This window comes from Vibrio sp. SCSIO 43133 (genome assembly GCF_023716845.1).
GTDB classification, from domain to species: Bacteria; Pseudomonadota; Gammaproteobacteria; order Enterobacterales; family Vibrionaceae; genus Vibrio; species Vibrio mediterranei.
On record NZ_CP068025.1, the window covers coordinates 641,027 to 664,640 of the forward strand.

Genomic DNA, 23,614 nt, shown 5'->3' on the forward strand with positions numbered 1-23,614 from the left:
GCAGAGCAAAACACTGAACTAGCTTGCGCTCATTAAAGCCTGCATTTCGTTTTTAACTAAGTGCACTTGAGTGCCAATGACCACCTGTAAGTTATGTTCATCAAGCTTAATAACACCCAGAGCACCGTTAGCTTTTAACTTCGCATCATCCACTAAACTCATGTCATTAACAGACATGCGAAGGCGCGTAATACAGTTATCGAGAGAGGTGATATTCTCTTTTCCACCTAACGCAGCCAACACCGCAGCCCCTTTGCCAGATTCATTTACAAACGCTGCTTCAAGTTGGCTATCGACTTCAGCCGTATCAACGTCACGCCCCGGCGTTTTCAAGTTAAAACGAGTGATGGCAAATTTGAACACTGAGTAGTAGACGATAAACCAAACACCCGCGACTAGTGGTACCAAATACCATTTGGTCGCTGTTCCTTGGAGAATACCAAAGACGAAGAAGTCGATAATATTACCGTCGGTGTTACCAATCGTGACGTCTAACAGTCCCATAATCATGAAGCCAAGCCCAGTCAGGATTGCGTGAACAAAATACAAAACTGGTGCCACGAATAAGAACAAGAACTCTAGAGGCTCAGTAATACCCCCTACCACGCACGCTACAACACCAGAGATCAAAAGTGCTTTAATCTTTGAACGATTTTCTGGACGCGCACAGTGGTACATAGCCAATGCTGCACCTGGTAAACCACCTAGGAAAGTCGGCATTTTACCTTGAGAAAGGAAAGCGGTAACTTCAGGTGTGAATCCTTGAGTATCAGGACAAGACAGCTCAGAGTAAAAAATATTCAATGCACCAGAAACCGTTTGACCACACACTTCCATTGTACCGCCTGCTTCAGTGAAACGAATCAGAGCAACTAAGATGTGGTGTAAACCAATAGGTAATAACAAACGCTCGCCGGTACCAAATAGCATCGGACCAAACTCGCCAGCGCCTTCGATAACATGACCAATACCGTTGATACCCGCTGCGAAATATGGCCAAACAAATGGGATAAATACACCAACCACACCTAGCACAATCGCAGATACAATCGGGACAAAACGCGCACCACCAAAGAAGGCTAATGCATCAGGCATTTTAAAGGTGTAATAGCGCTGGTGCAGTTTTGCGACGATAATACCCACAACGACTGCGCCTAAGATGCCTGTATCTATCGACTCAATACCGATAATACTTTTTACACCATACGCTTTTTCTTGGGCGCTATCACCTAGCACGCCAGCCACGGTTAGGAAGAAGTTGATTGCGAGATTAAACGCTGCATAACCAACAAAACCCGCAAAGGCCGCCACACCCTTTTCTTCGCGAGCTAGACCAAGAGGAATGGCGATAGCGAACATTACTGGAAGATAAATAAACGCAACAAGACCTATTTTTGTCATCCACATGAATAGGTATTGCAACAAGGTATTATCTAGTAAAGAGATCGCTTCTTTAATTGCCGCGCTCGACAGTGAGCTCCCCACCCCAAGTAAGATACCTGAGAAAGCAAGAAGTGCGACAGGCAACATGAAAGTCTTGCCGAGGCTTTGCAGAAACTCCCACATGGTCGATTTGTTATTGCGTGTAGACATAGTACGTCTCCAAAAGATTAAGAGCTTGTAGGGCTCATACTCACCACTGCTGATGGGCATGATATTTTGTATTTATGACGCAAATATAAGCTGATAAAACTTTTGATAAAACGTTTTATCAGTAAATCTGTGATCCACTTAAACAACAAATCCCATAGCCAAAGTAAGGCTTTAAAAAACAACACAATGAAGGTAAAGTAATTTGATAAAACGTTTTTCCTACATTAAGTGAAACTATGTCATCAAAAAAAGTGACCATTACAGAAGTCGCTAAATATGCGGGAGTCTCCGTCACAACTGTTTCCATGGTATTGGGAAACAAAGGACGTATTTCTCCCGACACTATAGACAAGGTTAACCAAGCTGTTGAAGAGCTTGGCTACATTCGTAATCGCGCTGCAGCAAACTTACGCTCAAATTCGAGCGAAATAATCGGTCTGATCCTTAAAGACATTAGTGACCCTTATTACTCCGAAGTCGCATCTGGAATTAGCGAAGAGATTGAACGCCAAGGCTATATGTTGATTCTGGCTCAAAGTGGCGATAGTCAGGAACGATTTGAAAAGTGCATGATGACAATGTCACGGCAAGGTGTCGGTGGTATCGCTTTCTGCCCTATCGCTGACAACCAGCAATTTAATATCGAAAAAATGAAGGAACAAAACCTGCCTTTGGTCTGCGTCTCTCGTGCATCGCTCGACAAGCAAATAGATTTTGTCGGCCCTGATAATAACTATGCGGCGAAGCTTGCAACCGAACATCTAATAAAACAAGGACATCGCCGAATCGCATACGTTGGAGGTGCAAGCAGTTCGTTGTGCAGAGCCGAGCGAATCGGTGGATACTGTTCCACCCTCATGCAATTTGGTTTGCCATTTAAACCAGAATGGGTTGTGGAATGCGAAAAAGGTCAAAAGGCGGCCGCTAACGCAGTACAAACGCTACTGTCTGAACACCCGCAAATAACCGCAATTCTTTGCCACCACTCTTCCACTGCGCTTGGTGCTGTGTATGGCATTCATCGTTCTGGTCGACAAATTGGCAAAGATCAGTTTATTGGTGAACAAGTATCACTTATCGGTTTTGATGACGTAGAAGAAGCAGAGTTAACCGAGCCTCCGCTTACTTTCGTCAACTTCAACGCAAGAGAAATGGGTAGACAGGCTGCGAAACGTCTTATTAGCCAACTAGAACAAGAACATTCTCAACCGTATAGTCTTATTCAACCACCTCAACTGATCATTCGTGAGTCGGCGTAGCTGCCGACTTTATGGCTATTATTACAGTTACCGTACGCAGAGCCCATTTTCAATTTCTTCAACAAATCAATCACTTTGAGTAGTAGTTATTTTCTACAATCCCTTTCATAATGAGTGAGGGACAGAAGGAATGATCATGAAAAACACCTACGCTCTACTCGCTGCTTTTGGGTTTACTATTAGTAGTTACGCCAATGCTACCAGTAGCGCTGATACTCTGTTGATTAATGCCAAGATATACGGCTACGACAATGCAACGGCCATTGCCATTCAAGATGGCAAAATCCAGTCTATTGGTGACCTCTTACATATTAAGTCTTACCAAGATAAGCACACTGAGATTATCGATCTTAAAGAAACTTATGTCTTGCCTGGTTTTATTGATAATCACAATCACGTATTTGAAGCAGCTTCAGAGGCTGGCGGAAACTGTGCGCTGGGATTGGATGCAACGTTGGAACAGCAAATCCCTTACTTAAAAGCCTGTGCACGATACCCTTCTGACAACTCATGGTTGATTGGATACGGTTTTTCACTAGAGGCTATTTTAAGTGACGACAACGAGAACAGCCCGTTGCAAGTTCTAGACGAGATATTCCCTAACCGTCCGGTTATCCTAATGGAGCAAACTTCGCACTCTATGTGGGTCAACTCCGTGGCTTTGGAGCTCGCAGCAATTTCTAACAATACGCCTGATCCTCAAGGCGGCAAAATCCTCAAAGATCAAGAGAGCGAAGAGCTCAACGGTATCCTTTTGGATAACGCTGGCGACATCGTTATGGAGTTGGCATGGAATAGCATGAATAACCAGTTCGACCAAAGTTACGATGGTTTAATGGTTGGGCTAGAAGAAGCGGCTGCTCATGGTATTACCACGATTGGTGATGGACGCCTGTATTGGAAGCGAGGTTGGTTTGATGTGTGGAAAGAAGCCGAGCGCAACGGCGATTTAACCGCTCGTGTATCTTTGCGTCCTTGGATTTACCCCACTGACACTATGAAACCCCAATTAGGTTATCTGAAGAAAATACACACTAGCGACTCCTCACAACGACTGATTGTAGACCAAGTCAAAATGTACAGCGATGGCATCTTTATCAACGGAACTGCGAAAACGTTAGCACCCTACTTGGATACTTATGTTCCAGACCAACCTTACGGCCTAAATTACATCGCCCCTGGCGATATGGAGAAATGGCTGACGGCACTTGATGCAATTGGCTACAGTGCACACATCCACGCTATCGGTGATGGCGCAATCAGAGAGTCACTCAACGCGATAGCAAAAGTTCGTCGCCATGGTTCTACTAAACCCTACACCCTGACTCATGTGGAGTTGATCGACAACGATGATATTCCTCGTTTTGCCGAGTTAAATGTCACCGCCGACTTTCAAGTTGGTTCCGACTACGTCGCCAACAATGACCATCAATGGGCACAAGTATTTCTTGGCGCAAGACGTGCTCACGCTTTGATGAACTTGCGCGCCATATTTACTAGCGGTGCAAACTTAACCTTAAGTAGTGACTGGAATGTGCATGACATCAACCCGTTAGTTGGCATAGCCAATAGTATTCACATGGGCAGTAAAGGACTTCCCAATGTAAGTACGGCGATCGATGCCTATTCAATTAATGCCGCAAAGAGTCTAGGTATTAGTGATATTACTGGCAGCATTAGCGTTGGAAAATCTGCTGACTTTGTTGTTCTTGATCGTGATATCACGAAGGTTGCAGTAGAAGATATCCCTTCAGCAAAGTTTATGATGACCATGCTACAAGGCGAAGTCGTCTACAGTCAGCCGTAGTACTTTGTTTAAGAGGCGATGAAGTTGCCCCCCAATATCACAAATATAGAACCGCATCCTTTGTTGAAGCGCTTTCCATGCCGAGCCAACCAAGGACGCAACCTATTTGCCAGACGAGCAATAAGATACTCAACAGCAAATTCCACTACAGCAAAGGTTACAGCAATAACCACAAATTGCTGCATCAATGGTGTGGTGGAACTCATAAACTGAGGTAGAAATGCACCAAAGAACAACAACACTTTGGGATTAGACACCGCCGCCAAAAAGCCTTGAATAAACAAACCACGTTTTCTGGCGTTAACAGTTTTCTCGACACTTGTCTGTTCTGGACTCGGGCTATTCCATAGCTTATAACCCAAATAGATAAGATAAGCGCCACCCACCCACTTTAAGATCGTAAGTGCTTCCGAAGTCGCTAACATGACGGCACCTACACCAAACATCGCCAGTGCAATCAACAACACAAAACCAATCACGCCCCCGGTAATCGTCGCTAACACTTTTGTCTTGCCGTAGACGACCCCATGACTCAATGCAAGCATGCCATTCGGACCAGGAGCCAAAGACAGACACACCACACTAAACAGATACACTAACCAAACATCAAACGTCATCGTTAACCATTAAATTGAATTACTTATGACGTCAGTATACGAATCACTAGCGTTTTCTCTGGGTGATATATAGACTTAATACGGTAATATTTGGACATTACATCATCAACGGAGCTCTCATGACTGCCTCACCTGACCATACGGATGTTCGCTTTCTTTTAGTCGTCCTAGACCAATTCAACATGCTACCTTTTGGCGGTTTTTTGGATAAATTACGTTTTTCAGCGGACGAAGAAGATTACAGCCAGCAGCGCTATTGTCAGTGGAACATCTCCTCTCTAAAACATGGCACGATCACCTCAAGCAGTGGCGTTGCGGTTGAAACTGAATTTGCGTTAAAAGACGCTCAATTTGAGCATTACGATTATGTTGTTGTTTTCGGCTCACGAGGCGCTACGAAAAGTATGGAGAATGCGACGGAATATAAGCCGCTATTAAAAAAAGCAGTGACACGGGGTGCAACTTTAGTTGCTATCGATAATGCTAGCTTCCTATTCGCAGCATGTCGGTTGCTGAATAGACATAGTGTTGTCGTCCATTGGCGTCACGAACAAGAGTTTGCTAGTGAATTTCCTGATATTCCATTGCTCTCTGATCAGCTCTATCACGTTGATAAAAATCGAATAACTTGTGTTGGAGGCACCGCTGCGATTGAGTTAGCCGTTGAGTTAATCAGTCGACATTGTGGCCGACAAAAAGCACTAAAAGGACTCGCCGATATGTTCGTCGATGAGGCAAGGCAGAGTCAGCATGGAGTGAAATCCCTCTATTTTGGGCAGGATGGCAATGCTGCTTCTCCTACGCAAACCAAACGTGCAATAGCATTAATGCGTCAAATGCTATCGAAGAGACAAACTATCGATGTTATCGCGAGCGAGATTGGTATAAGTCGTCGCCAGTTAGATCGTTTGTTCAAGGAAGCACACGATACCACGGCAAAAGGTTACTGGTTAAAGATGCGTCTTGGGCATGCACATTGGCGAATAAACAACTCAAGCCTGCCGCTTGGTCAAATTGCCGAAGAAATCGGCATCGGTGATGTCAGTTATTTCTGCAAACAATTCAAACGCCACTACGGTATTAATCCGGCAGAATTGCGCCGTACAAAACATGCTCTTAGTACATCAGCTTAATGTTTGATCATCCAAGCCATATTTTTGGATCTTGCGCCACAAGGTTGTTCTACCAATGTTAAGCGCTTTTGCCATATCTTGCATCTTGCCATCAAACATATTCCAAGCTTGGATAATGGCTTTCTTCTCTACTTCTTCGAGTGTCAGTATTTGCTTACCACTCTTTCCCATCGCGTCATTAGAATTATGTTTAATCTCTTCTGGGATATCTTCGAGCGAAATCATATTGGAACTGCGGTTGAGTAGAATTCGTTCCATACGACTTTTCAACTCTGAATTGTTACCTTGCCAACTAAACTGTACCAAAGCTTCCATTACTGTGCGCTCAATCGACACCGCCACATTGTGACGCTTTTCATAGTTGGTAATAATCATCATCACTAATTGCTCGATATCTTCCTTGCGCTTTCTTAATGGTGGGATATTGAGTTCGTTGGACGAGATTTCGTAATAGAGTTGACGACCAAAGGAGCGCTGCGCCACATATTCACTAATGTCAGATGTGGTACTGGTAATAAGCTGAAATGCTACTGGAATCAAGCGCTGACTGTCACTACGACTCACCAAGCCAGTCTTGAGTAACTTCAAAATCACAGTTTGTAGTTCAGGACTTAAATACTCGATCTTCTCCAGATACAAGCTACCGTTGTGCGCCAATTCGAATTTAGAAGGCAAGCCATGACCATCTTCATCGTCGTAACCCAACATTTCTCGAATCATTGCTTCTGAAGTGAGTGAGCGACAATTGATACTAATGAACGGTCCATCTTTGAAGTCACTTTCGTTGTGTATCGCCATAGCTAGGTCAGACTTACCCACGCCTTCTTCGCCAGTAATTAAGATTGGTGCCTTAGATTTGATCGCTCGCTTCGCCACAGTAATAACATGCTTCATACCTTTTGACTGCGCGTTGAGATTAGCAAAAGTGTATTTCGCACTGCCGCCAATTTGCTGCTGTGCTAACTCACGAATCTTATCGATTGGATGGATAAAGAGCAGTTTAGAACCATCCACTAATGGTCTGAGTGTGATGATCGATTCAATAAACTCACCACCAATCTCTACCGTGGTTTGCTTACGGCGGATCGTGCTGTTTTCTTCAATACTTCTCAAGATAGAAGGCGCAAAGCGAACAATAGAAAAGATATCTTTTTCAATAACATCTAACGTCTTAAATTTAAGTAATCGTTCTGCCTGATGGTTTGCCATCGTGATACGGTTTTCATCATTCCATGCTAGTAAACCGTCATCCATACACTCTAATGTTGCATTGTGCGCATTCAGCAATCGGTTCATATTCTCTTGCTCATTTTGCACATGGATTTGCAATGCAATTTCCTTAGCACAGGACGAAATAATCACATGGTTTTCTTTGGTGTATTCCTTAGCGCGTTTTAGCAAAGAAATAGTGCCCCTCAAGCGTCCGAACGTATCAAAAATAGGCGCCGCCGTTGTGGCATAAGGATGCAAATGTCGATTAAAATGCTCGGCCGCAAATACTTCCGCTGGCATATGGGTATTCAAAGTCAAACTGATAGCATTGGTGCCGACTTTTCCCTCAGAAAAAAAGCAGCCTTTTTTTAAACCAAGTTCATTCACTTCACGCAGCAAATCATCATGCCCAACGGTAAATAAGACACAACCACTATCATCTGTCACAAATAGAATGACAGCTTCATCACGCAGCAAATCGTAAGTATCTTCAATAACTGTAGTCGCACAGGTAATCACTCGCTCATTACGCTTGATGAGTGATTTGAGGGTGTAACCTGAGGCAATGTGCGGCTTAGACCAATTATAGGGGCTAGATTGCTTTGAGCAGCGCTCCCACGATTCCAGAATTGGTGACAACATGAATTCCGGGGAAACCCAATGATGCTTTTGGAAAAAATCCCATTTCTTTTTGTTATCTTCTATGGACAGCATTGATTAACCAGAGTTGTTCGCTTTTGAGCGAAACGGATACGAATTAACGAGTAGGCTTGCTACATCGTGCAGACCCTGTATTTTACTGACTTACACTATTAGTGAGAGTGATCGCATTCACAACACGAATGGACATTAATGACTAATTCGAATAACACTGATCTTAGTCAGAATTGGTTAGAATTAACTGAAAATTGACTCTTTGGTATTAGGCCTTGCCTGATCGGCAATAGGCTAATCTGTAGAAAGTATTGGGATATGTTATGAAAGTTAGAGGATAAGGTTAGTAATGCACTTCCATGTGTGCATAACGAATCGTATTAGATCCAAGCAAGAGAAAGTAGCAAAAGAGGTACTGCGATAGATGCAGCCATTTTTGTTAAAGATAGCGCTTCACGGAGTATAACTTTAGATTTTGAATCAATAAGTTCAATTGGTTGTTCAAGAGCAATAGTTGCTGTGTTGTTCATGTGTTTTCCTTTTAAAGCAGCGAACTGCAATCCAGCTCACCTTGTGATTTATGTCGCAATTTTGCACTCTTTTGTGAACCATGTCAATATGAAATTGTAACTATTTGTCCATTTATGTTGAAAACAACAAAACAAAAAGCCCTGTGTTAACACAGGGCTTTAACTAGTTCTATAACTATCTGAATTTACGCATTTTTAATGCCATCTAATAAAGTACGATAACTCGATGCTTCGCGGTAGAATACCGCAGGTTTTCCAATTGGCGCATCCACGTCTATCCATCCACCGTCAAATACCTCACCAGTCCAAGCATGAATCCACTTGTCTTTAGGGAGATAGACACGTTTTACGGTTTCGCCTTGATTGTATACTGGCGCAACTAGGATATCGCGGCCGAATAAGTACTGATATTTAATGTCGTAGGATTCGTCGTCAGACTCATAATGCATGAACAATGGACGTTGAACTGGCATACCTTCCTTAGCATTAAGTGCAACTGCATCCTTAATGTATGGCTTAAGGTGGACAAATATCTTAGTCATCTTAGCCAAATGACTCATGGTTTCCTCATCAGAGTCATATTGGTGGTTATCTCCAGGACGGTTACCCTCATGACTGCGCATAATTGGCGTAAATGCAGCCATTTCTGCCCAGCGTTGGAATAACTCTTTAGTACGCTTCATACCATGCAACGTAGTGTAACCACCGATGTCGCTATGGTGAATACCGTTACCCATTAAGCCTGAAGACAGAGCCGCTGGAATAACAGAAGCCAAACCATCATCAAGACACCAATCTACTGATTGGTCGCCACCCCATAAGGTGTGACAATATCCTTGAATGCCTGTACCACCAGCGCGCATAAAGAACAAAATATCATCGGTTTTGCCCGCTTCTTCAATCGCTTCATGCTGCACTTTCGCCCAACGATAAGGCCATTTATTGTGTTCAATTTCCGCACTTACACCATTGCTTAGTGAGCAGTCTGTAGGGAGGTATTCGCCAAAGTCCCCCATCCAACCGTCAAGGCCGAAATCAATCATGTTGCTTTTGATGACACCTTTGTACCATTGACAAGCTTCTGGGTTTGTGAAATCAACGACGCCACAATAAAACTCGCCAAAGTCGACAACATATTTAGAGCCATCTTCCTTTGTAGCTAGGTAGCCTTTTTGTTGTGCTTCGTCATACAGAGGAAAATCTTCAAGCACATATGGGTTGATGTAACCCAAGAAACGTATGCCCTGCTCTTTCAGTTCATGAATCTTAGTATCTAGCTCTGGGTATAGGTCTTTGTTCCACTGCCAATCCCATTGAAGTCGTTTACCAAACGACGTCATCTTGATACCTTGCCAATCCTGACACCATGCACCTGCTACCTGAATTCCCGCTTTCTTAGCAGCTTCTACTTTCTCGATGGTAATTTCAGTACCGCCTTGAATACCCAGAATCACACCGTCATGCACCCAGTCTGGCATTTCTGGCTGACGACCAAAGACACCTGTAATATTGGTCATGAGTTCTGGGTAGCTGTCTTCTGCATCAAACAGAATGTATTGCGGGATATCCCAAGCTTGCAGCTCATGAAACTCTGAATTGGTAAAATCAAAATCTGCGTAAGCCGTAGTCTCTAAATGGCAGAAGTACTTTTTGTCTGAAACGAAAGTTGGTTGCGGGTAGTTAGTGTTGTAGTAATCGCCCCCTGCTTTATCAAGCACGTCCGCTTGCCATGTCACATAAGTGTTCTTATTACGGCCAACACCCGGTTCTGATGACCAAAGCGGGAAATTTTTTCCACGTAGATTTAGATACGTTAGCTGCTCACCACAACCGAAAACACGTTCTTCTTCAGTTGCTGAGATGCGCATCCAGAAACGGTTGAAGCTCTTATCAATCGCCTCAAATTCCGCTTTTAAGCGTGACTCAGCTGTCTCACCAACAATCATTTTAATGACTTCTTTACCATCAAAATAGAAACCAATGGTATGAAAGTCTTGGCCTTCACGAGTAAAACTGTCTACTTTGAATTGACGTAGTGGCAGGCGCTCAGTCACGTAATCCGTGATATCAAAATTACCGCGATACATGTCGAAGTTGCCTTCACCAATACCCAAATAAAGAGCAGGCTTAGACACGCTATGCTCGACAACCGTGCGGCCTTTATGTTGCAAGGTAAAGCCTTGCTCTGTAACGACTAAGTTCATCTTATTAACCCTAAAGAATTCAGAAATCTGAATCGAAAAATCATTTGAAGAAGGCGCTAAAGTCTGTGCCCTAGCGCCCTACTATCGTTAATCAAAAGCTGGCGTATTACTTGAACTGAACTTTGTATTCAGCATCAATCTTCGCTTCACACGTTTTGATCTCATTTTCAAAACGCTGTAGCCATTGCTCACCTTCTTTACCAGCAGTACTTAGGAAGTAATCTTTCACTGGACCAGCTACTTTTTGGAACTCAGCACGCTCCTCTGCAGATGGGTTATAGATAGTCCCTTTCGCTTTGCGGAACTCTTCGTAAGCTTCAAACTCTTTGTGCTTCGGATAAGCACGTAGGTATTGGTTTTGTGCTGCAACACCGTCAATGAGCACTGCTTTCAACTCATCAGGCATAGACTTGAATTTCATGTCATTGAACACCCAAGCACCGCCCATGTACGCGTGACCATCAAGGATGATGTAGTCCAAGCTTTCGTGGAACTTGTTTTGAACGATATCAACGATGCCGTTCTTAGTACCATCTACCACACCCGTTGATAGAGCGGTATACACTTCAGGCCATGCGATAGGTGTTGGTGAACCGCCTAGCTCTTTAACAAGCTCTTGTTGAATACGTGCGGGTACAGTACGTAATTTCAAACCTTTCACGTCGTCAGGAGTTTTCACCTGCTTCTTAGTCGTAGCAATGTTACGCCAACCACCAGAGTTCGATACCATCATTAGACGAACGTTAGGCGCTTTCTTTAGAAGCTCACCACGTACATCCCCAATGAACTCTTCGTTGTCGTATACACACTCAGCAACACGGTCATTTGGAAGCATGTAAGGTAAGTCGAATGCGCCAACAGGCTGCCAGAAGTTCGCTAACTCAGGAATTGTCGTTTGGAAATAATCAAACATTCCTGCTTGAACTCCAGCAATACACTCTTTCGCCGTACCACATAGCTGACCTGATGGATAGATGTCTACTTCAATCGCACCGTTAGAACGAGACTCTACAAAGTTTTTGAAAACCAGTAGCGATTGATGGTTATAACTATCTAGGTTAGACACGTGTGGAACCGTCAGTTTATAGTCTGCTGAGTAAGCGGCGCCAGAAGCAAGCATGGCTGTGGCAGCGACGGCTAGTAGTGTTTTTTTCATTCTATGTTCCTTTTATCTTTATAAATTTTTGTTTCACGTATTCTTTTGAATCAGCTCTACATCACGCCCAACAGCTTAGGTAGGCCTATCACTAATTCCGGGAAGAATGAGATGAGGAAGATGATCAAGAACTCTACAATCAAGAATGGAATGATCGCCTTCGAAATTTTCTGTAGGGGTTGTCCGGATACGCCCGAAGCAACGAATAAAACCAGTCCCATAGGTGGTGTCGCAAGACCAATAGATAGGTTGACACACATCACCACACCAAAGTGCACTGGGTCGACACCCGCATTGATCATGATTGGCGCAATAATAGGACCGAAGATTAGGATTGCTGGACCAGCATCTAAGAACATGCCTACGATGAATAGGAAGATGTTGATGATGAAGAACAGCATCAGTGGGTCACGAGTAATGCTATTAAAGAACTCTGTAACCGTATTCGAAATACCTGAGAAACTGATCGCTGACGCAAAGCCACTTGCCGCTGCAACAATGATAAGTACGGCTGCTGCGTTCACCGCTACTTTTGCAAACAACGCATAGGTAGCTTTAATATTGGTCACTTTGATGACATAAACCGACAGGAAGATGGCATAAGCTACTGCTACTGCTGCCGCTTCCGTTGGCGTAAAGATACCGCCATAGATACCACCGAGAATGATGACTGGTGTCAACAACGGCAGAATCGCCAGTTTCAAACTTTGACTGCGCTCTAGCTTTGTAGCACGAGGCAGAGTTTGTACTTCAGGATACTTACGAATTTGCATTCGGTTTACCAGCATCAAGCCAACACAGAAGATGATTCCTGGGACAATACCAGCAATAAACATAGCAGCGACAGAAGTATTCATTACGAACGCATACAACAGCATCAGACCAGAAGGTGGAATGATATTACCAAGTACCGTCGCCGCCGCCGTTAACGCCGCTGAATAGCTCTTGTCATACTTGTATTTGGACATTTCTGGAATCAGCATGTTGCCGATCGCCGATGTCGCCGCCACTGCCGATCCGGTTAGTGCACCAAACAGCGTGGAGGCAAGAATAACTACGTGTCCTAAGCCACCGCGTAGGTGCTGAACTCGAGTTTGAGCGAAAGAGATAATACGTGGCGTGATACCGCCGCTCGACATACACTCACCCGCCAACATAAAGAATGGCAGCGCTAGTAGAAGAAAGTTATCAAGACCAGAGTACAAGCGTTGATAAAGCATGTTGATGAACAGTACTTGGTCATTTTGAATAAATGTGATGATTGGCGACAAACCTAATGCCATCAGCACAGGCACACCCATTAATAGGAATGCTAGGAAATAAACTAGGAAAATTGGGGAAACCATAACGTTACCTCTACTCGGCCGCTTCTACTGCTGATGAATTATGTTCAGCAGGATCGAAATGAATCAGGTTGTGTAATGCGCCAAGTAACTTTTGGAGAGCAAATAGACACGAAATCGCCAACATAATCGGTGGAATCGCATACACGACAAACATTGGAATAGGAAGACTGTCCGCCATTACCGACCCTGTTTTGTAGAACGCGTAACCGAAGTAAATCCAGACCGCGAACAAGATCAAGCTAGCGACATGGCCAAATACCATCAAGAGTTCGAAGATACGTGTCCCTTTTAATTTGTCGGTGACGAATGTCATCGCGATATTACGCTCATCTAGGTAGATGATTGGTAGGCAAAGATAAGTCATGTAGATCATCAAGAAACGAGATGATTCATCTGTCCACCCCAAAGGAGTGTTTAAAATGTAGCGAAAGGCTACTTGAATCAATACGATGACAGTCATCACTAACAAGAAGAAACCTGCTATATTTGCTGTCCAGCGCGCTATTGGCGCATTAATCGTATTTAAAGCGTTTTCCATTGCTTTAAGCATAGAACCACCATAAAAAATAATAATTTTTGTTATTTAAACGACATATTGTCCACTCTATTTATATTGATAACCCAGTTAGTAATTTTTAACCGTGAGTGTTTTCACACTGAGCAACAATATGTCGTTTTTTGTAGGGTTAATGTCACATTATGGACATTTGGTCGTTTTAAGCTTTACCGTTTGAGCCAAATAGACGGATTTTGTGTTGAACAACTTCCATCATTGATTCAATACCTGTGTTCATGACATCCGCTAAAATGAAGTCATTTTCATTCTGTTTCCAGTGAGCTTGAACACCTTTGATAAAGCCTTGACGTAGCTCAGTATCAACGTTGATCTTCGCTACACCACGTTTCACAGCTTCGACTACTTGGTCATCAGGTACACCTGAGCCACCATGAAGTACAATAGGTTTTTTCACTGCTTCTTTGATTTCGCTTAAACGGTCAAATTTCAGCTCTGGTGTTGTTTTATATACACCGTGAGCGGTACCGATAGAAACGGCCAAATAATCAACACCCGTGCGTTCAGAGAAGTCCAGAGCTTCTTCAACCGTGGTGATCATTGCATCTTTCTCATCAACAGTGATGTCATCTTCAGTACCACCAATTTTGCCAATCTCACCTTCAGCACCTAAGCCAAGTGCATTAGCTACGTCGACGACAGCTTTAGTAATGCGAATGTTCTCTTCGAAAGGAAGTGCCGAACCGTCAAACATCAGCGATTGGAAATCACGGGTTGCTGCTTCCATGCACTGTTCGAACTTGCGGCTATGATCAAGGTGAATACAGATTGGCACTGAAATCTGGTGATGTTGTATTAGAGAGTCAACAGCATCGCGTAACGGTTTCATGCCCATTTCATTAATCGCTTTTTGGCCGATTTGAAGCATGATTGGTGATTGCTCTTTCTCAGCGGCAAGAAGCACTGCTTTAATTGTTTCTAAGTTGTGTGCAGTAAAAGCGCCGATGGCATAGCCATTGTTCCACGCTTCTTGAATCATTGTTTTACCTGACATATAAGGCATTGTGAGTGTTCCTCTGTATTTGTTCGTTACTGTAGTAATTTACCAGTACAAAACGTCCACTTCTGTTAGTTATGTATCACTTTATGACATAAACGCTCAATTAAGGACAAAAATGAGCTATAGAGCACATCTTTATGTTGTTTTTTGATTTTCTCTACCAAAATGTTAAAAACAAAAAAAAGATGACGGCACTACACCGTCATCTTTCGGAAAGACTTAAAATTAATATCCAATGATATTAGGAGGTTATCTCATATCTTGGTCAAGCAAGCCTTGAGATAATGCAGGAGCTAACCCTGGAGTCAGTGGCAATCTAGGAATCACCAAACAATGCATTAAGTGGTAAATATCTTGTTTACCATCCCATACCTTGCTAGTACCAGCTTGGTTATTTACGTCCAGCTCTTGCCACCAAGAACATCCCTCATAATCAATCAAATAGGTACGGCAATAATCCCACCATGTACGATAGTAATCTTCGTACTTCTTATCACCCGTTACTGTAAATAGAGCATAAGCAGTACCAATCGCTTCTACAGGAGCCCAGCGGATACGCTCACGAACTACTGGCTTGCCATCCCAATCTACCGAATAAACAAAGCCCGGCGCACCGTCGACATGCCATGCGTCACGCACCGTAGCATCAAATAGTCCAATAGCGTCTTCTAACAACCATTCTGGACAATCTTCGCCAATTTCTAGCAAGGTTGCACGTAAGTGACAAATCAAACGTCCCCATTCGATCCAGTGGCCTGGTGTACCACCATATGCTCTGAAATGACTTGCTGGTGTTTCTTTATTGTAATCAGGAAGAGGTTTCCACTCAGAATCAAAGTGTTCATTAACGCGGTAGCTTAACCCTTTCGCTGTTTTGTTGATCATAAACTCGGTGATGTTAAGTGCGCGCTGCAACCACTTCTTATCTTTTGTCACATCGTAAACAATCAAGAAAGCCTCTACAGAGTGCATCGCCATATTACCGCCGCGGTAATCTTCGGTTTCAGTCCATTCTCTGTCCCAAGACTCGAAGCACATTTGACGATCTTCGACCCAGAAGTGCTTTTCATATACGGCAATGGCTTCTTCTAGAAGTGCTTGCGCACGAGGGTGACCTGTAGTGACTGCACTCGCTGCGCCAAGGAGCACAAACGCATGTTGGTAGCCTTGTTTTGACTCATCAACAATGCCTTCGCCTTCGTTATCTATTGTCGCAAACCAACCGCCGTGAGCCTGATCTTTCAACGGGCCTTCTAGAGCTTTAATACCGTGCTCGACAAGGTCATAGGCGCCAGGGCGTCCCATGAGTGCAGCCAAGGAATAACAATGGAGCATGCGCGCAGTTATCCAAAGACGTGTGCCCATCTCTTCGCGCACATTGCCGTTGTTACCAATCCAACCAAAACCGTTTGGTACCACAGAGTTTCTGCCAAACTCAAAAATGCGGTCAGTTTCGTTATCTAACCATGTGTTATGGGATCGGGTATTAATCCATTTCATAGGGTGTTTCCTCGTTATTTTTTGTTGCGACCGACCCTATCAGTCCATCGCATTGAATTCAGTATCATTATTGTTATCTAGCGAACGGCAATAGCGGTTCGCTGATTTTTAGGTCTATTTCACCTCAAAACGGTGAATAGTTTTTTCTTCGAACAGTTCACCAGGATTCAAACGTACGGATGGAAAATGCGCTTGGTTAGGGCTATCCGGATAATGCTGCGTTTCCAAACATAGTCCTTCACGATTTTCATACTTATGACCGTTGCGACCATACCAAGGCTTATTCGACAACTTGAAACCGTTATAGAACTGCACCGCAGGTTGAGTAGTAAAGACCGTCATTGCTCTACCACTATTAGGTTCATACAGTTCAGCAGCAATTCGATAACCTCGTCGGTCTGTATCGCCGTTTAATATAAAGTTGTGGTCAAACTCTCTGTTGCCTACTTCTGTGCGGGAGGTAAAGTCGAGATCACTGCCCGTTACCGAACAAATTTCTCCCGTTGGAATCATGGTTTCATCCACTGGAGTATAGAACTCTGAGTGCAGTGTTAGTTGATGATTATCAACGGTTCCTGAATCATGCCCACCAAGATTGTAATAACTATGATTGACCAAATTGACGACCGTTGACTGATCGGTATGAGCAGTAAAGTTGTAATGGACTTGGTTCTGTTCATCCAGGCCGATTGAATGTGTCACGACTAAGTTGCCACCAAACCCTGACTCACCGTCCGGAGAGATTCGACTGAAATGAACAAAAATCGCTTCACTTTGCTCTTCTAGCGTGTAATTCCAAACGTATTTGTCGAACCCTTTTGAGCCACCGTGCAAATGCTGCCCCATCGGAAGCTCATTCGTTTCTAACTGAAAGACTTGTCCATCTAATTGGTAACGGCCATCTCTGATTCGATTTGCAAAGCGCCCCGCGACTGCTCCAAAAAACGGGTGGCCAGCAACATACTTTTCAAGGCTTTCATAACCTAGAACCACATCAGCAATCTGGCCGTTACGGTCTGGGACTTCAATGGAAGAGACAATACACCCGTAATTTGTTACACGTATCGTCATACCGTGTTCATTCGCCAACGTAAAGAGCTTAACCGGTACCTCTTGACCCTCAATGTGGCCCCAGTTTTCTTGAGTCAGTTTCACGTGATTGCCTCTATCCGTTATTTAATTTTTGCTTCAAGACCTGAAGTAACGCGTAGCTGTTCAAATACCGCAGTCCAATCCTGACGACCTCGGCCTGCTGCACGCGCAACACTATATAGCTCGCGAGATGCCGCACCACAAGGCATTGGTACATTCACTTGGTTAGCAAGATCCAAAGCAATTCCTAGATCTTTATGCGCTAAATCCAGCATAAATGCAGGGCTTAGGTCGCCTGCTAATACTTTGCCCGGCCAGGTTGTTGTAAAGTGACCCTTACCCGCTGGAGTACCACTCATGACTTTCAATGCTGCATCAAACTCAAGACCAATAGCTTCAGAAAGTGTCGCCGCTTCTGCAGACAATGCGTTAAGAGCAATGCTCATATAGTTGTTAATGATTTTTACGCGAATACCTTTACCTGGGCCACCAGCATCAATTGTTTCAGAACCCATGCAATCAAATAATGGTTGTGCTTTGGCGATTTGCTCTGGAGTACCACCAGCAAGAATCAACAGCTCACCTTTGATCGCATGATCAGATGTTCGACCTACTGGTGCTTCCATCATTGAGAAGCCTTTTTCGGACATCTCGTTAATAAGCGCATCAGTTTCAAACGGGTGGATGGTCGACATGTCGATAAGTAACGCCTGCTTATCTAAGCCTTCTGTAACGCCACTGTCACCAAAGAGTGTACTTTTGACCAGTGCGCCATTAGGCAGCATAGTAATAACAAACTCAGCGTCAGATGCAGCGTCTGCTGGTGATGTGGCGGCTGTAGCACCTAACTCAACCATCTTTGCGACAGCAGTTTCGCTGATATCAAACACGCGTAAAGAGTGGCCACCTTTAATAAGGTTTGCTGCCATTGGGCTGCCCATTTGACCTAGACCGATGAATCCTACTGTTGACATGAAAAAGTCCTTAGTTCTGTTATTGAATTGCTACTTACTATAATCATTCGAGATTTAATAACCACAACATTTGTCACATTTTGTTGTTTTGTGTCCATTTATTATCTTTTTGTGAGAATACTCTCATCGCAAATCTATTTAGTCCTTATAATGAGCCCATGAGTTGTGAAAACACTCGATGGTTTTCGACGGAGATTTTTCCTTAAAGCTAACGATAGTTTCACCACTTTTTTTTCCAATGATGTTTGAAACGATAAGAGATATAAAATGGCGATAGCTTGTGTTGGTATTACAGTATTAGACCGAGTGCAATTGGTTTCCCAACTCCCGACTCAGGGCGGCAAATATGTTGCACACGATTACTTTGAAGTTGGTGGTGGACCAGCTGCTACTGCTTCGGTCGCAGTGGCTAAGTTAGGCCATGACGTTGACTTCATAGGTCGTGTTGGTTGTGACAGCGTTGCTGATACCATGTTGACCGAATTGGGCAGCTATGGTGTTGGCGTAGACAAGATGGTGAAAATCGAAGGTGCGTCCTCTGCATTTTCAGCAGTCATCGTCGATGAAGAAGGCGAACGAATGATAGTCAACTATCAAGACAAGTCTCTATTGCGCGATGCTACCCCTCTTAAAAATGTTGATTTTTCGACATATTCCACAATTCTTACAGATGTTCGTTGGATAGATGGCGCAAAATATGCACTACAGCAAGCAAGAGAACTGGGTATTCCCTCGGTTTTAGATGCAGACATAACTCCCGAACCCATTGATGAACTTGTAGAATTAGCAGATCACGTCGCTTTTAGTGAGCCAGGTCTCGAAAAATTCACTGGAACAAGCGATCCTGTTGAAGGTCTCAAAATCGCTCAAAAAAAGACATCTGGACGAGTTTATGTTACAGTCGGTTCAAAAGGATGTTATTGGCTTGAAAATGGCGAACTCGCACATCAAGTAGGTCTGAAAGTAGATGTTGTTGACACCACAGGTGCAGGCGATGTCTTCCACGGAGCACTTGCTGTCGCTGTTGCAGAGCGTATGGAAACGCGTCAATCCATTATCTTTTCCAATACCGTAGCTGCGCTGAAATGTAAGAAACTTGGAGGCCGCGAAGGTATTCCAACCCGAAAAGAAGTGGATGACACTATATAAAACTAATAATAAAAAAGAAGGGTTATCGTGACTAATCCAAGACAAGATAAATTATTACAGTTCGTTAACGACAAAGGTTACTACACCGTCGAAGAACTCGCAGAAATGCTCGACGTTTCGACTCAAACGATTCGTCGTGATATTAAGAAACTCAGTGAAGAGCGCCTTGTAATACGTCACCATGGTGGAGCAAGTTCTCCTGCTACCAAAACGAACCTAGATTACGAAGTCCGTAAGGTGTCAGAGACCGAACAAAAAAACGCTATTGCTAAACGTATTGCGGATATGATTCCTGATAATTCAACGGTATTCATCACTATTGGTACGACCGCTGAAGTTATTGCGAGTCATCTGCTTAACAAGAGTAACTTGCAGATTATTACTAACAGCTTACGTGTTGCGAATGTGTTACACGGTAACAAGACATTTGATGTTCTGATACCAAGTGGCAAGGTCAAGGCATTTAACGGTGGTATTGTCGGGACTGAAGCATTGGACTTTATTTCCAACTTCCGTTTTGATTTCCTTATTACCAGTGCAGCATCTATCGATGTTGATGGCACTTTATTGGAATATGACTTGAGCGAAACTCTGATTACTCAAACAGTAATGAAATCGGCTCGACATGTGTTGGTCGCTTTGGATTCAACTAAGTTTATCCCAAAGGGGTCCATTGAATTAGGCCCAATTAGTGATGCAAGTTGCTTATTCACTGATGCGCCTTTGACTAAAGAATTAGAGGCTATTGTGAATAAAGGCGATACAACAATTGAGATTTGCGATTAATCTACGTTTGCGTAGCTGAAAATTAAACGGTCAACTTGTCTAAGACAAGGTGGCCGTTTTTATTTGCAGCATCCCACTAGATGTCTTGATTAAGTAACATGACCTGCACTCTAATCCAATCGCATCGAAGCACTCTATAGCACTAACGAAAGCACTAGTAATAAGCGAACTACTTGGCGTGCCTGTTCGTTTCACCATATTACTAAGCAAATACAAGATATGAATGAGCGTTTGGCGCTTATCTCCCCCCTCTCCCCACATAGGTTCAACATCAAGCGTCTCACCGTATAATGCTGGCTTAATTAGTAAACCATTGCCTTCAAATTCCAAACGGTGCTTTATTACCAAACTGCTGACGATTAAAATTTCACTGTAATGCAGAGCACTATATCGAGAACATCCGCTTAGAAGATCATCTAACCAACCGCAGCCGTGGCTCGGCTCTTGCAGAATCGACTCGTGAAGAAATAGATTTCGAACATACGTTAATGCGGAATTCACACACAAAGCAGGTACCTTGGGTCGAGGTGCTACAGTTCTATTCCGCCACAGCTCAGCCTGCTTATCTACGTCAGTCATCGAAACGTTTATTACTTTGCTCATCATACGCGCAACCTACCTACTTACTGATGCGCTGTACGCTTCATTACAGCGGTAAACTTGCTCTCCGTCGTAGCTGTAGAAACAAGCACCCATCCCTGACTATTCATGTAGTTTAGGGCATCCATTGGCGAGTTAAACGCAATGGTTTTGCCATTTTCGTCGCGTAGCAGGTCTTTGTTCCTAACGCCAATCTCCAGTTCTTGCCCAAAGTCGACTTCAACTTTCCATTTCGTCAGACTTAGGAGTTTTCCGGATGCGATCACCATAGCGTATTGTTCGGTTTGGGACTCACGAGCAGTAGGTTCGGGAGATGAAGCAGCGTGACTTACGGTCAACGGTAACAGCAATAATAAAGACAGTGGGACAGTTCTAAGTAAGGTTTTCATACAAGATCTCCGATAACATTTCGACAGGCACACCAACTGTGCCAACGACAAAAATCGTATCAAAGACAATGTCCATTATATGGAAAACATAGCCCTGTTTTGTCTGGAATATGGAAAGGCGTTTCTACTTACGACCTGATGAACAAATAATTGCTATGCTTTCTGCTCGTCTCGTTTTTTCAATGTACGGTAGAATTCTGATAAGTACTCAACATCTTCTTTCGGAGCTGCCAACATTAGATCCAGAAACTTCAACGTGCTTGCGGATAACGGTAATTGCCCGCCATGAAGTCGTTCTAAGCTGGTCATAGGGAATAGCTGAAGAAGACTAACATCAAGTGCTTTCGCAATACGGAAAAAATCTAGAATAGTAAAATGGCTCTTTCCTTCTCTATCCATTTTCTCATAAAGCGCAGACCGACCAATTCCTGCTTTTTTTGCCAGTGAGTTCTTGGAAAGCTGGGTCTGAACCATCAATGCTTCCATTCTCTCTATAACCATTTTTCGGAACACCTGTTCCTCGACCCCAAAAAACTCAAAACCTTCTGTTTCAATCTCTGCCATTTCGATTTGTCCATTATGTGGAATTTACACGCCCAACCTATCCGAATAACGGATATATCAAATGATAAGTTTATACCAGGTTACACACAACACTAGTTATCAAACCTTATATTTTAACTGAGGGCACCTTTATGCAAACTACTCATCAAGCTTTAATCATCGCTGCACTAACGCTGTCTAGTGGTGCAAACGCAATATCTCTCGAGCCTGCGCAAGGTTTGAATGTTAATCAACCCTATTACGCTCCAGAGACATTTGTACAACAGAAAAGCTTGCCAGTTGTGGATATTCGAGGTCTTGACTCCAAAAGCTATGTCACGGTTTTTGAAAAGCAAATTGGCGATGAGGTGAGACGAGGCATTAAAGAGGCAGAGTATGTTTACAAACTGGCGGGAATTGATGTTGTCGAATTCGAAAAAGACTCCATGAAAGTATTGGAGAACTCGAGAAAACTCAATCCCGAGTACTTTGAAATAGTAGAAGCATTGGCAGAAGTCGGAGGTATTTCTGTAGAAAGGATGTTCACATTATCTCAACTTGACGCCGCGTTAGCGTCAGCAGCCCAATCATCATTAAGTGGCTGTACAACCATTAGTTTTGCAGGTACAGGGGTGGTTGGACAAGTCAACGATACCCCTTCTTTATCTGGCGGCAACTATTGGGTTCTTCAAGCTGACGATTACGTTCAAGTCATGGCGTCCGGTTTTTATGGCTCTGGCCAAACGCTTGGCAAAGACATAGGTGTGGTGATTAACTTTCAGGGCACTGACTCAAAAGGTGTAGGTGTTCAATCTAATAGTGCAATCGAACTTGGCGCTCTTCAAAACTACTTAGCTCGTCATGCCAAAAGCGTGGAAGAAGCAGAGAAAATTCTAGAGAAACACCGAACGGTTGTTGCATCGCATTTTAACTTTGCAGATGCAAATGGCGATACCATTGGTATAGAAATGCTAGAAGGCGATAATTACGTCATAAAACGTCCAGCAGGTATCGGTCATGCGAACCATTCCGAACGTCCGGGCGTGATGCAGTCTTTTGCTGAATCAGTAGGGTTAGGCGAGAAAAGCAGAAAACGCACCATCGCTACTGCCTACACTGAATGGCGCGCAGAGTTTGCTCAACAGTTTATCGATAATAGCCCTGAGGGAAATGTTGACGCAGCAAAGTACGTGCTTAATACCAAACCTATCGCTCAACATGCAGCATATGGGTCGGATTTTATCTCTACGCTAACCGCAGTTATGGACACTAAGGAAGGCTGCTTAGAAGTGGCTCCGGGGGTGGGTGAATGGAATGACTTTCAGAAAGTGTGTCTAAACAAATAGTTCGTTACTCTAGAGTAGACTCTAATAAAGAATCTACTCTAGACACTTGATTGGTCATATAGATTGAGCACAAGACTTTGACTTAAGTGTTTTAAGCTAAATTGACAAGCGCGTTCCTTGTTCCAATCTCACTGAAAGGCTTTACGGTTC

General features: G+C 43.6%; 21 protein-coding genes. 6 read left to right on the plus strand and 15 right to left on the minus strand.

What is annotated here, in order from left to right:
• Positions 1 to 18: 18 nt before the first annotated feature.
• Positions 19 to 1,593, minus strand: a complete 1,575-nt coding sequence (malX, locus tag JKJ11_RS19720) for a maltose/glucose-specific PTS transporter subunit IIBC (protein WP_252039837.1) — start codon at positions 1,591 to 1,593, stop codon at positions 19 to 21.
• Between the two features lie 236 nt (positions 1,594 to 1,829).
• Between malX and malI the strand changes: the two genes are divergently transcribed.
• Both malI and JKJ11_RS19730 read left to right on the plus strand, forming a co-directional pair.
• Entirely contained in the window at positions 1,830 to 2,852 is a 1,023-nt protein-coding gene (malI, locus tag JKJ11_RS19725) for a Mal regulon transcriptional regulator MalI (RefSeq protein WP_006069625.1), read from the plus strand.
• A 136-nt stretch (positions 2,853 to 2,988) separates the two neighbouring features.
• Positions 2,989 to 4,659 (plus strand): amidohydrolase, encoded by a 1,671-nt coding sequence (locus JKJ11_RS19730; RefSeq protein WP_252039839.1) that lies wholly within the window; start codon positions 2,989 to 2,991, stop codon positions 4,657 to 4,659.
• 8 nt (positions 4,660 to 4,667) lie between these two features.
• Here the strand turns inward: JKJ11_RS19730 and JKJ11_RS19735 are convergent, their stop codons facing one another.
• Entirely contained in the window at positions 4,668 to 5,276 is a 609-nt protein-coding gene (locus JKJ11_RS19735) for a LysE family translocator (protein ID WP_252039840.1), read from the minus strand.
• 119 nt (positions 5,277 to 5,395) lie between these two features.
• On the opposite strand from JKJ11_RS19735, the gene JKJ11_RS19740 reads away from it, so the two are divergent.
• Entirely contained in the window at positions 5,396 to 6,409 is a 1,014-nt protein-coding gene (locus JKJ11_RS19740; protein WP_252039841.1) for a GlxA family transcriptional regulator, read from the plus strand.
• On the opposite strand, the gene dhaR is transcribed toward JKJ11_RS19740, so the two are convergent.
• From dhaR to yihU, 10 genes are all read right to left on the minus strand, one after another.
• Positions 6,401 to 8,335 carry a dihydroxyacetone kinase operon transcriptional regulator DhaR gene (dhaR, locus tag JKJ11_RS19745; RefSeq protein ID WP_088878623.1) on the minus strand — a complete coding sequence of 645 codons (1,935 nt, stop codon included), beginning with the start codon at positions 8,333 to 8,335 and terminating at the stop codon, positions 6,401 to 6,403. The two genes, JKJ11_RS19740 and dhaR, sit on opposite strands and share 9 nt — an antisense overlap.
• Positions 8,336 to 8,655: 320 nt before the next feature.
• Positions 8,656 to 8,805: a hypothetical protein gene (locus JKJ11_RS19750; RefSeq protein WP_038227019.1), complete on the minus strand. Its 150-nt coding sequence runs from the start codon at positions 8,803 to 8,805 to the stop codon at positions 8,656 to 8,658.
• A gap of 185 nt (positions 8,806 to 8,990) precedes the next feature.
• Positions 8,991 to 11,009 (minus strand): alpha-glucosidase, encoded by a 2,019-nt coding sequence (locus JKJ11_RS19755; RefSeq protein ID WP_252039842.1) that lies wholly within the window; start codon positions 11,007 to 11,009, stop codon positions 8,991 to 8,993.
• Between the two features lie 106 nt (positions 11,010 to 11,115).
• Positions 11,116 to 12,165 (minus strand): TRAP transporter substrate-binding protein, encoded by a 1,050-nt coding sequence (locus JKJ11_RS19760; protein WP_062461282.1) that lies wholly within the window; start codon positions 12,163 to 12,165, stop codon positions 11,116 to 11,118.
• Between the two features lie 56 nt (positions 12,166 to 12,221).
• Entirely contained in the window at positions 12,222 to 13,511 is a 1,290-nt protein-coding gene (locus JKJ11_RS19765; RefSeq protein WP_038221714.1) for a TRAP transporter large permease, read from the minus strand.
• Positions 13,512 to 13,521: 10 nt separating this feature from the next.
• Positions 13,522 to 14,061, minus strand: a complete 540-nt coding sequence (locus JKJ11_RS19770) for a TRAP transporter small permease (RefSeq protein ID WP_006069616.1) — start codon at positions 14,059 to 14,061, stop codon at positions 13,522 to 13,524.
• Between the two features lie 166 nt (positions 14,062 to 14,227).
• Positions 14,228 to 15,088: a class II fructose-bisphosphate aldolase gene (locus JKJ11_RS19775; protein ID WP_006069615.1), complete on the minus strand. Its 861-nt coding sequence runs from the start codon at positions 15,086 to 15,088 to the stop codon at positions 14,228 to 14,230.
• Positions 15,089 to 15,334: 246 nt separating this feature from the next.
• Positions 15,335 to 16,585, minus strand: a complete 1,251-nt coding sequence (locus tag JKJ11_RS19780; RefSeq protein WP_006069614.1) for an AGE family epimerase/isomerase — start codon at positions 16,583 to 16,585, stop codon at positions 15,335 to 15,337.
• Between the two features lie 114 nt (positions 16,586 to 16,699).
• On the minus strand, positions 16,700 to 17,740 hold the full coding sequence (locus tag JKJ11_RS19785; RefSeq protein WP_252039843.1) for an aldose epimerase family protein: 1,041 nt from the start codon (positions 17,738 to 17,740) through the stop codon (positions 16,700 to 16,702).
• A gap of 17 nt (positions 17,741 to 17,757) precedes the next feature.
• A complete protein-coding gene (gene yihU / locus JKJ11_RS19790; protein WP_006069612.1) occupies positions 17,758 to 18,651 on the minus strand; it encodes a sulfolactaldehyde 3-reductase in 894 nt (297 codons plus the stop codon).
• A gap of 267 nt (positions 18,652 to 18,918) precedes the next feature.
• On the opposite strand from yihU, the gene JKJ11_RS19795 reads away from it, so the two are divergent.
• Together JKJ11_RS19795 and JKJ11_RS19800 are read left to right on the plus strand one after the other, a co-directional pair.
• Complete coding sequence (locus JKJ11_RS19795; protein WP_252039844.1) at positions 18,919 to 19,800, plus strand: sugar kinase; 882 nt, start codon at positions 18,919 to 18,921, stop codon at positions 19,798 to 19,800.
• Positions 19,801 to 19,827: 27 nt separating this feature from the next.
• Positions 19,828 to 20,586 carry a DeoR/GlpR family DNA-binding transcription regulator gene (locus JKJ11_RS19800; RefSeq protein WP_124942181.1) on the plus strand — a complete coding sequence of 253 codons (759 nt, stop codon included), beginning with the start codon at positions 19,828 to 19,830 and terminating at the stop codon, positions 20,584 to 20,586.
• 39 nt (positions 20,587 to 20,625) lie between these two features.
• On the opposite strand, the gene JKJ11_RS19805 is transcribed toward JKJ11_RS19800, so the two are convergent.
• The 3 genes from JKJ11_RS19805 to JKJ11_RS19815 form a co-directional block, all read right to left on the minus strand.
• Positions 20,626 to 21,192: a hypothetical protein gene (locus tag JKJ11_RS19805; protein ID WP_252039845.1), complete on the minus strand. Its 567-nt coding sequence runs from the start codon at positions 21,190 to 21,192 to the stop codon at positions 20,626 to 20,628.
• A 17-nt stretch (positions 21,193 to 21,209) separates the two neighbouring features.
• Positions 21,210 to 21,575: a hypothetical protein gene (locus JKJ11_RS19810; protein ID WP_171390311.1), complete on the minus strand. Its 366-nt coding sequence runs from the start codon at positions 21,573 to 21,575 to the stop codon at positions 21,210 to 21,212.
• Between the two features lie 153 nt (positions 21,576 to 21,728).
• Complete coding sequence (locus JKJ11_RS19815; RefSeq protein ID WP_006069607.1) at positions 21,729 to 22,139, minus strand: helix-turn-helix domain-containing protein; 411 nt, start codon at positions 22,137 to 22,139, stop codon at positions 21,729 to 21,731.
• Positions 22,140 to 22,270: 131 nt separating this feature from the next.
• Between JKJ11_RS19815 and JKJ11_RS19820 the strand changes: the two genes are divergently transcribed.
• Positions 22,271 to 23,464 carry a C45 family autoproteolytic acyltransferase/hydrolase gene (locus JKJ11_RS19820; RefSeq protein WP_252039847.1) on the plus strand — a complete coding sequence of 398 codons (1,194 nt, stop codon included), beginning with the start codon at positions 22,271 to 22,273 and terminating at the stop codon, positions 23,462 to 23,464.
• Positions 23,465 to 23,614 lie beyond the last annotated feature (150 nt).

Excerpts from the sequence above, each read along its gene's own strand:
- malI (WP_006069625.1), top strand. The coding sequence starts at position 1,830 with ATGTCATCAAAAAAAGTGACCATTACAGAAGTCGCTAAATATGCGGGA.
- JKJ11_RS19735 (WP_252039840.1), bottom strand. The coding sequence starts at position 5,276 with ATGACGTTTGATGTTTGGTTAGTGTATCTGTTTAGTGTGGTGTGTCTG.
- JKJ11_RS19750 (WP_038227019.1), bottom strand. The coding sequence starts at position 8,805 with ATGAACAACACAGCAACTATTGCTCTTGAACAACCAATTGAACTTATT.
- JKJ11_RS19760 (WP_062461282.1), bottom strand. The coding sequence starts at position 12,165 with ATGAAAAAAACACTACTAGCCGTCGCTGCCACAGCCATGCTTGCTTCT.
- JKJ11_RS19795 (WP_252039844.1), top strand. The coding sequence starts at position 18,919 with ATGGCGATAGCTTGTGTTGGTATTACAGTATTAGACCGAGTGCAATTG.
- JKJ11_RS19770 (WP_006069616.1), bottom strand. The coding sequence starts at position 14,061 with ATGCTTAAAGCAATGGAAAACGCTTTAAATACGATTAATGCGCCAATA.
- JKJ11_RS19775 (WP_006069615.1), bottom strand. The coding sequence starts at position 15,088 with ATGCCTTATATGTCAGGTAAAACAATGATTCAAGAAGCGTGGAACAAT.
- JKJ11_RS19765 (WP_038221714.1), bottom strand. The coding sequence starts at position 13,511 with ATGGTTTCCCCAATTTTCCTAGTTTATTTCCTAGCATTCCTATTAATG.
- JKJ11_RS19755 (WP_252039842.1), bottom strand. The coding sequence starts at position 11,009 with ATGAACTTAGTCGTTACAGAGCAAGGCTTTACCTTGCAACATAAAGGC.
- JKJ11_RS19740 (WP_252039841.1), top strand. The coding sequence starts at position 5,396 with ATGACTGCCTCACCTGACCATACGGATGTTCGCTTTCTTTTAGTCGTC.
- JKJ11_RS19730 (WP_252039839.1), top strand. The coding sequence starts at position 2,989 with ATGAAAAACACCTACGCTCTACTCGCTGCTTTTGGGTTTACTATTAGT.
- dhaR (WP_088878623.1), bottom strand. The coding sequence starts at position 8,335 with ATGCTGTCCATAGAAGATAACAAAAAGAAATGGGATTTTTTCCAAAAG.
- JKJ11_RS19810 (WP_171390311.1), bottom strand. The coding sequence starts at position 21,575 with ATGAAAACCTTACTTAGAACTGTCCCACTGTCTTTATTATTGCTGTTA.
- yihU (WP_006069612.1), bottom strand. The coding sequence starts at position 18,651 with ATGTCAACAGTAGGATTCATCGGTCTAGGTCAAATGGGCAGCCCAATG.
- malX (WP_252039837.1), bottom strand. The coding sequence starts at position 1,593 with ATGTCTACACGCAATAACAAATCGACCATGTGGGAGTTTCTGCAAAGC.
- JKJ11_RS19815 (WP_006069607.1), bottom strand. The coding sequence starts at position 22,139 with ATGGCAGAGATTGAAACAGAAGGTTTTGAGTTTTTTGGGGTCGAGGAA.
- JKJ11_RS19820 (WP_252039847.1), top strand. The coding sequence starts at position 22,271 with ATGCAAACTACTCATCAAGCTTTAATCATCGCTGCACTAACGCTGTCT.
- JKJ11_RS19780 (WP_006069614.1), bottom strand. The coding sequence starts at position 16,585 with ATGAAATGGATTAATACCCGATCCCATAACACATGGTTAGATAACGAA.
- JKJ11_RS19805 (WP_252039845.1), bottom strand. The coding sequence starts at position 21,192 with ATGATGAGCAAAGTAATAAACGTTTCGATGACTGACGTAGATAAGCAG.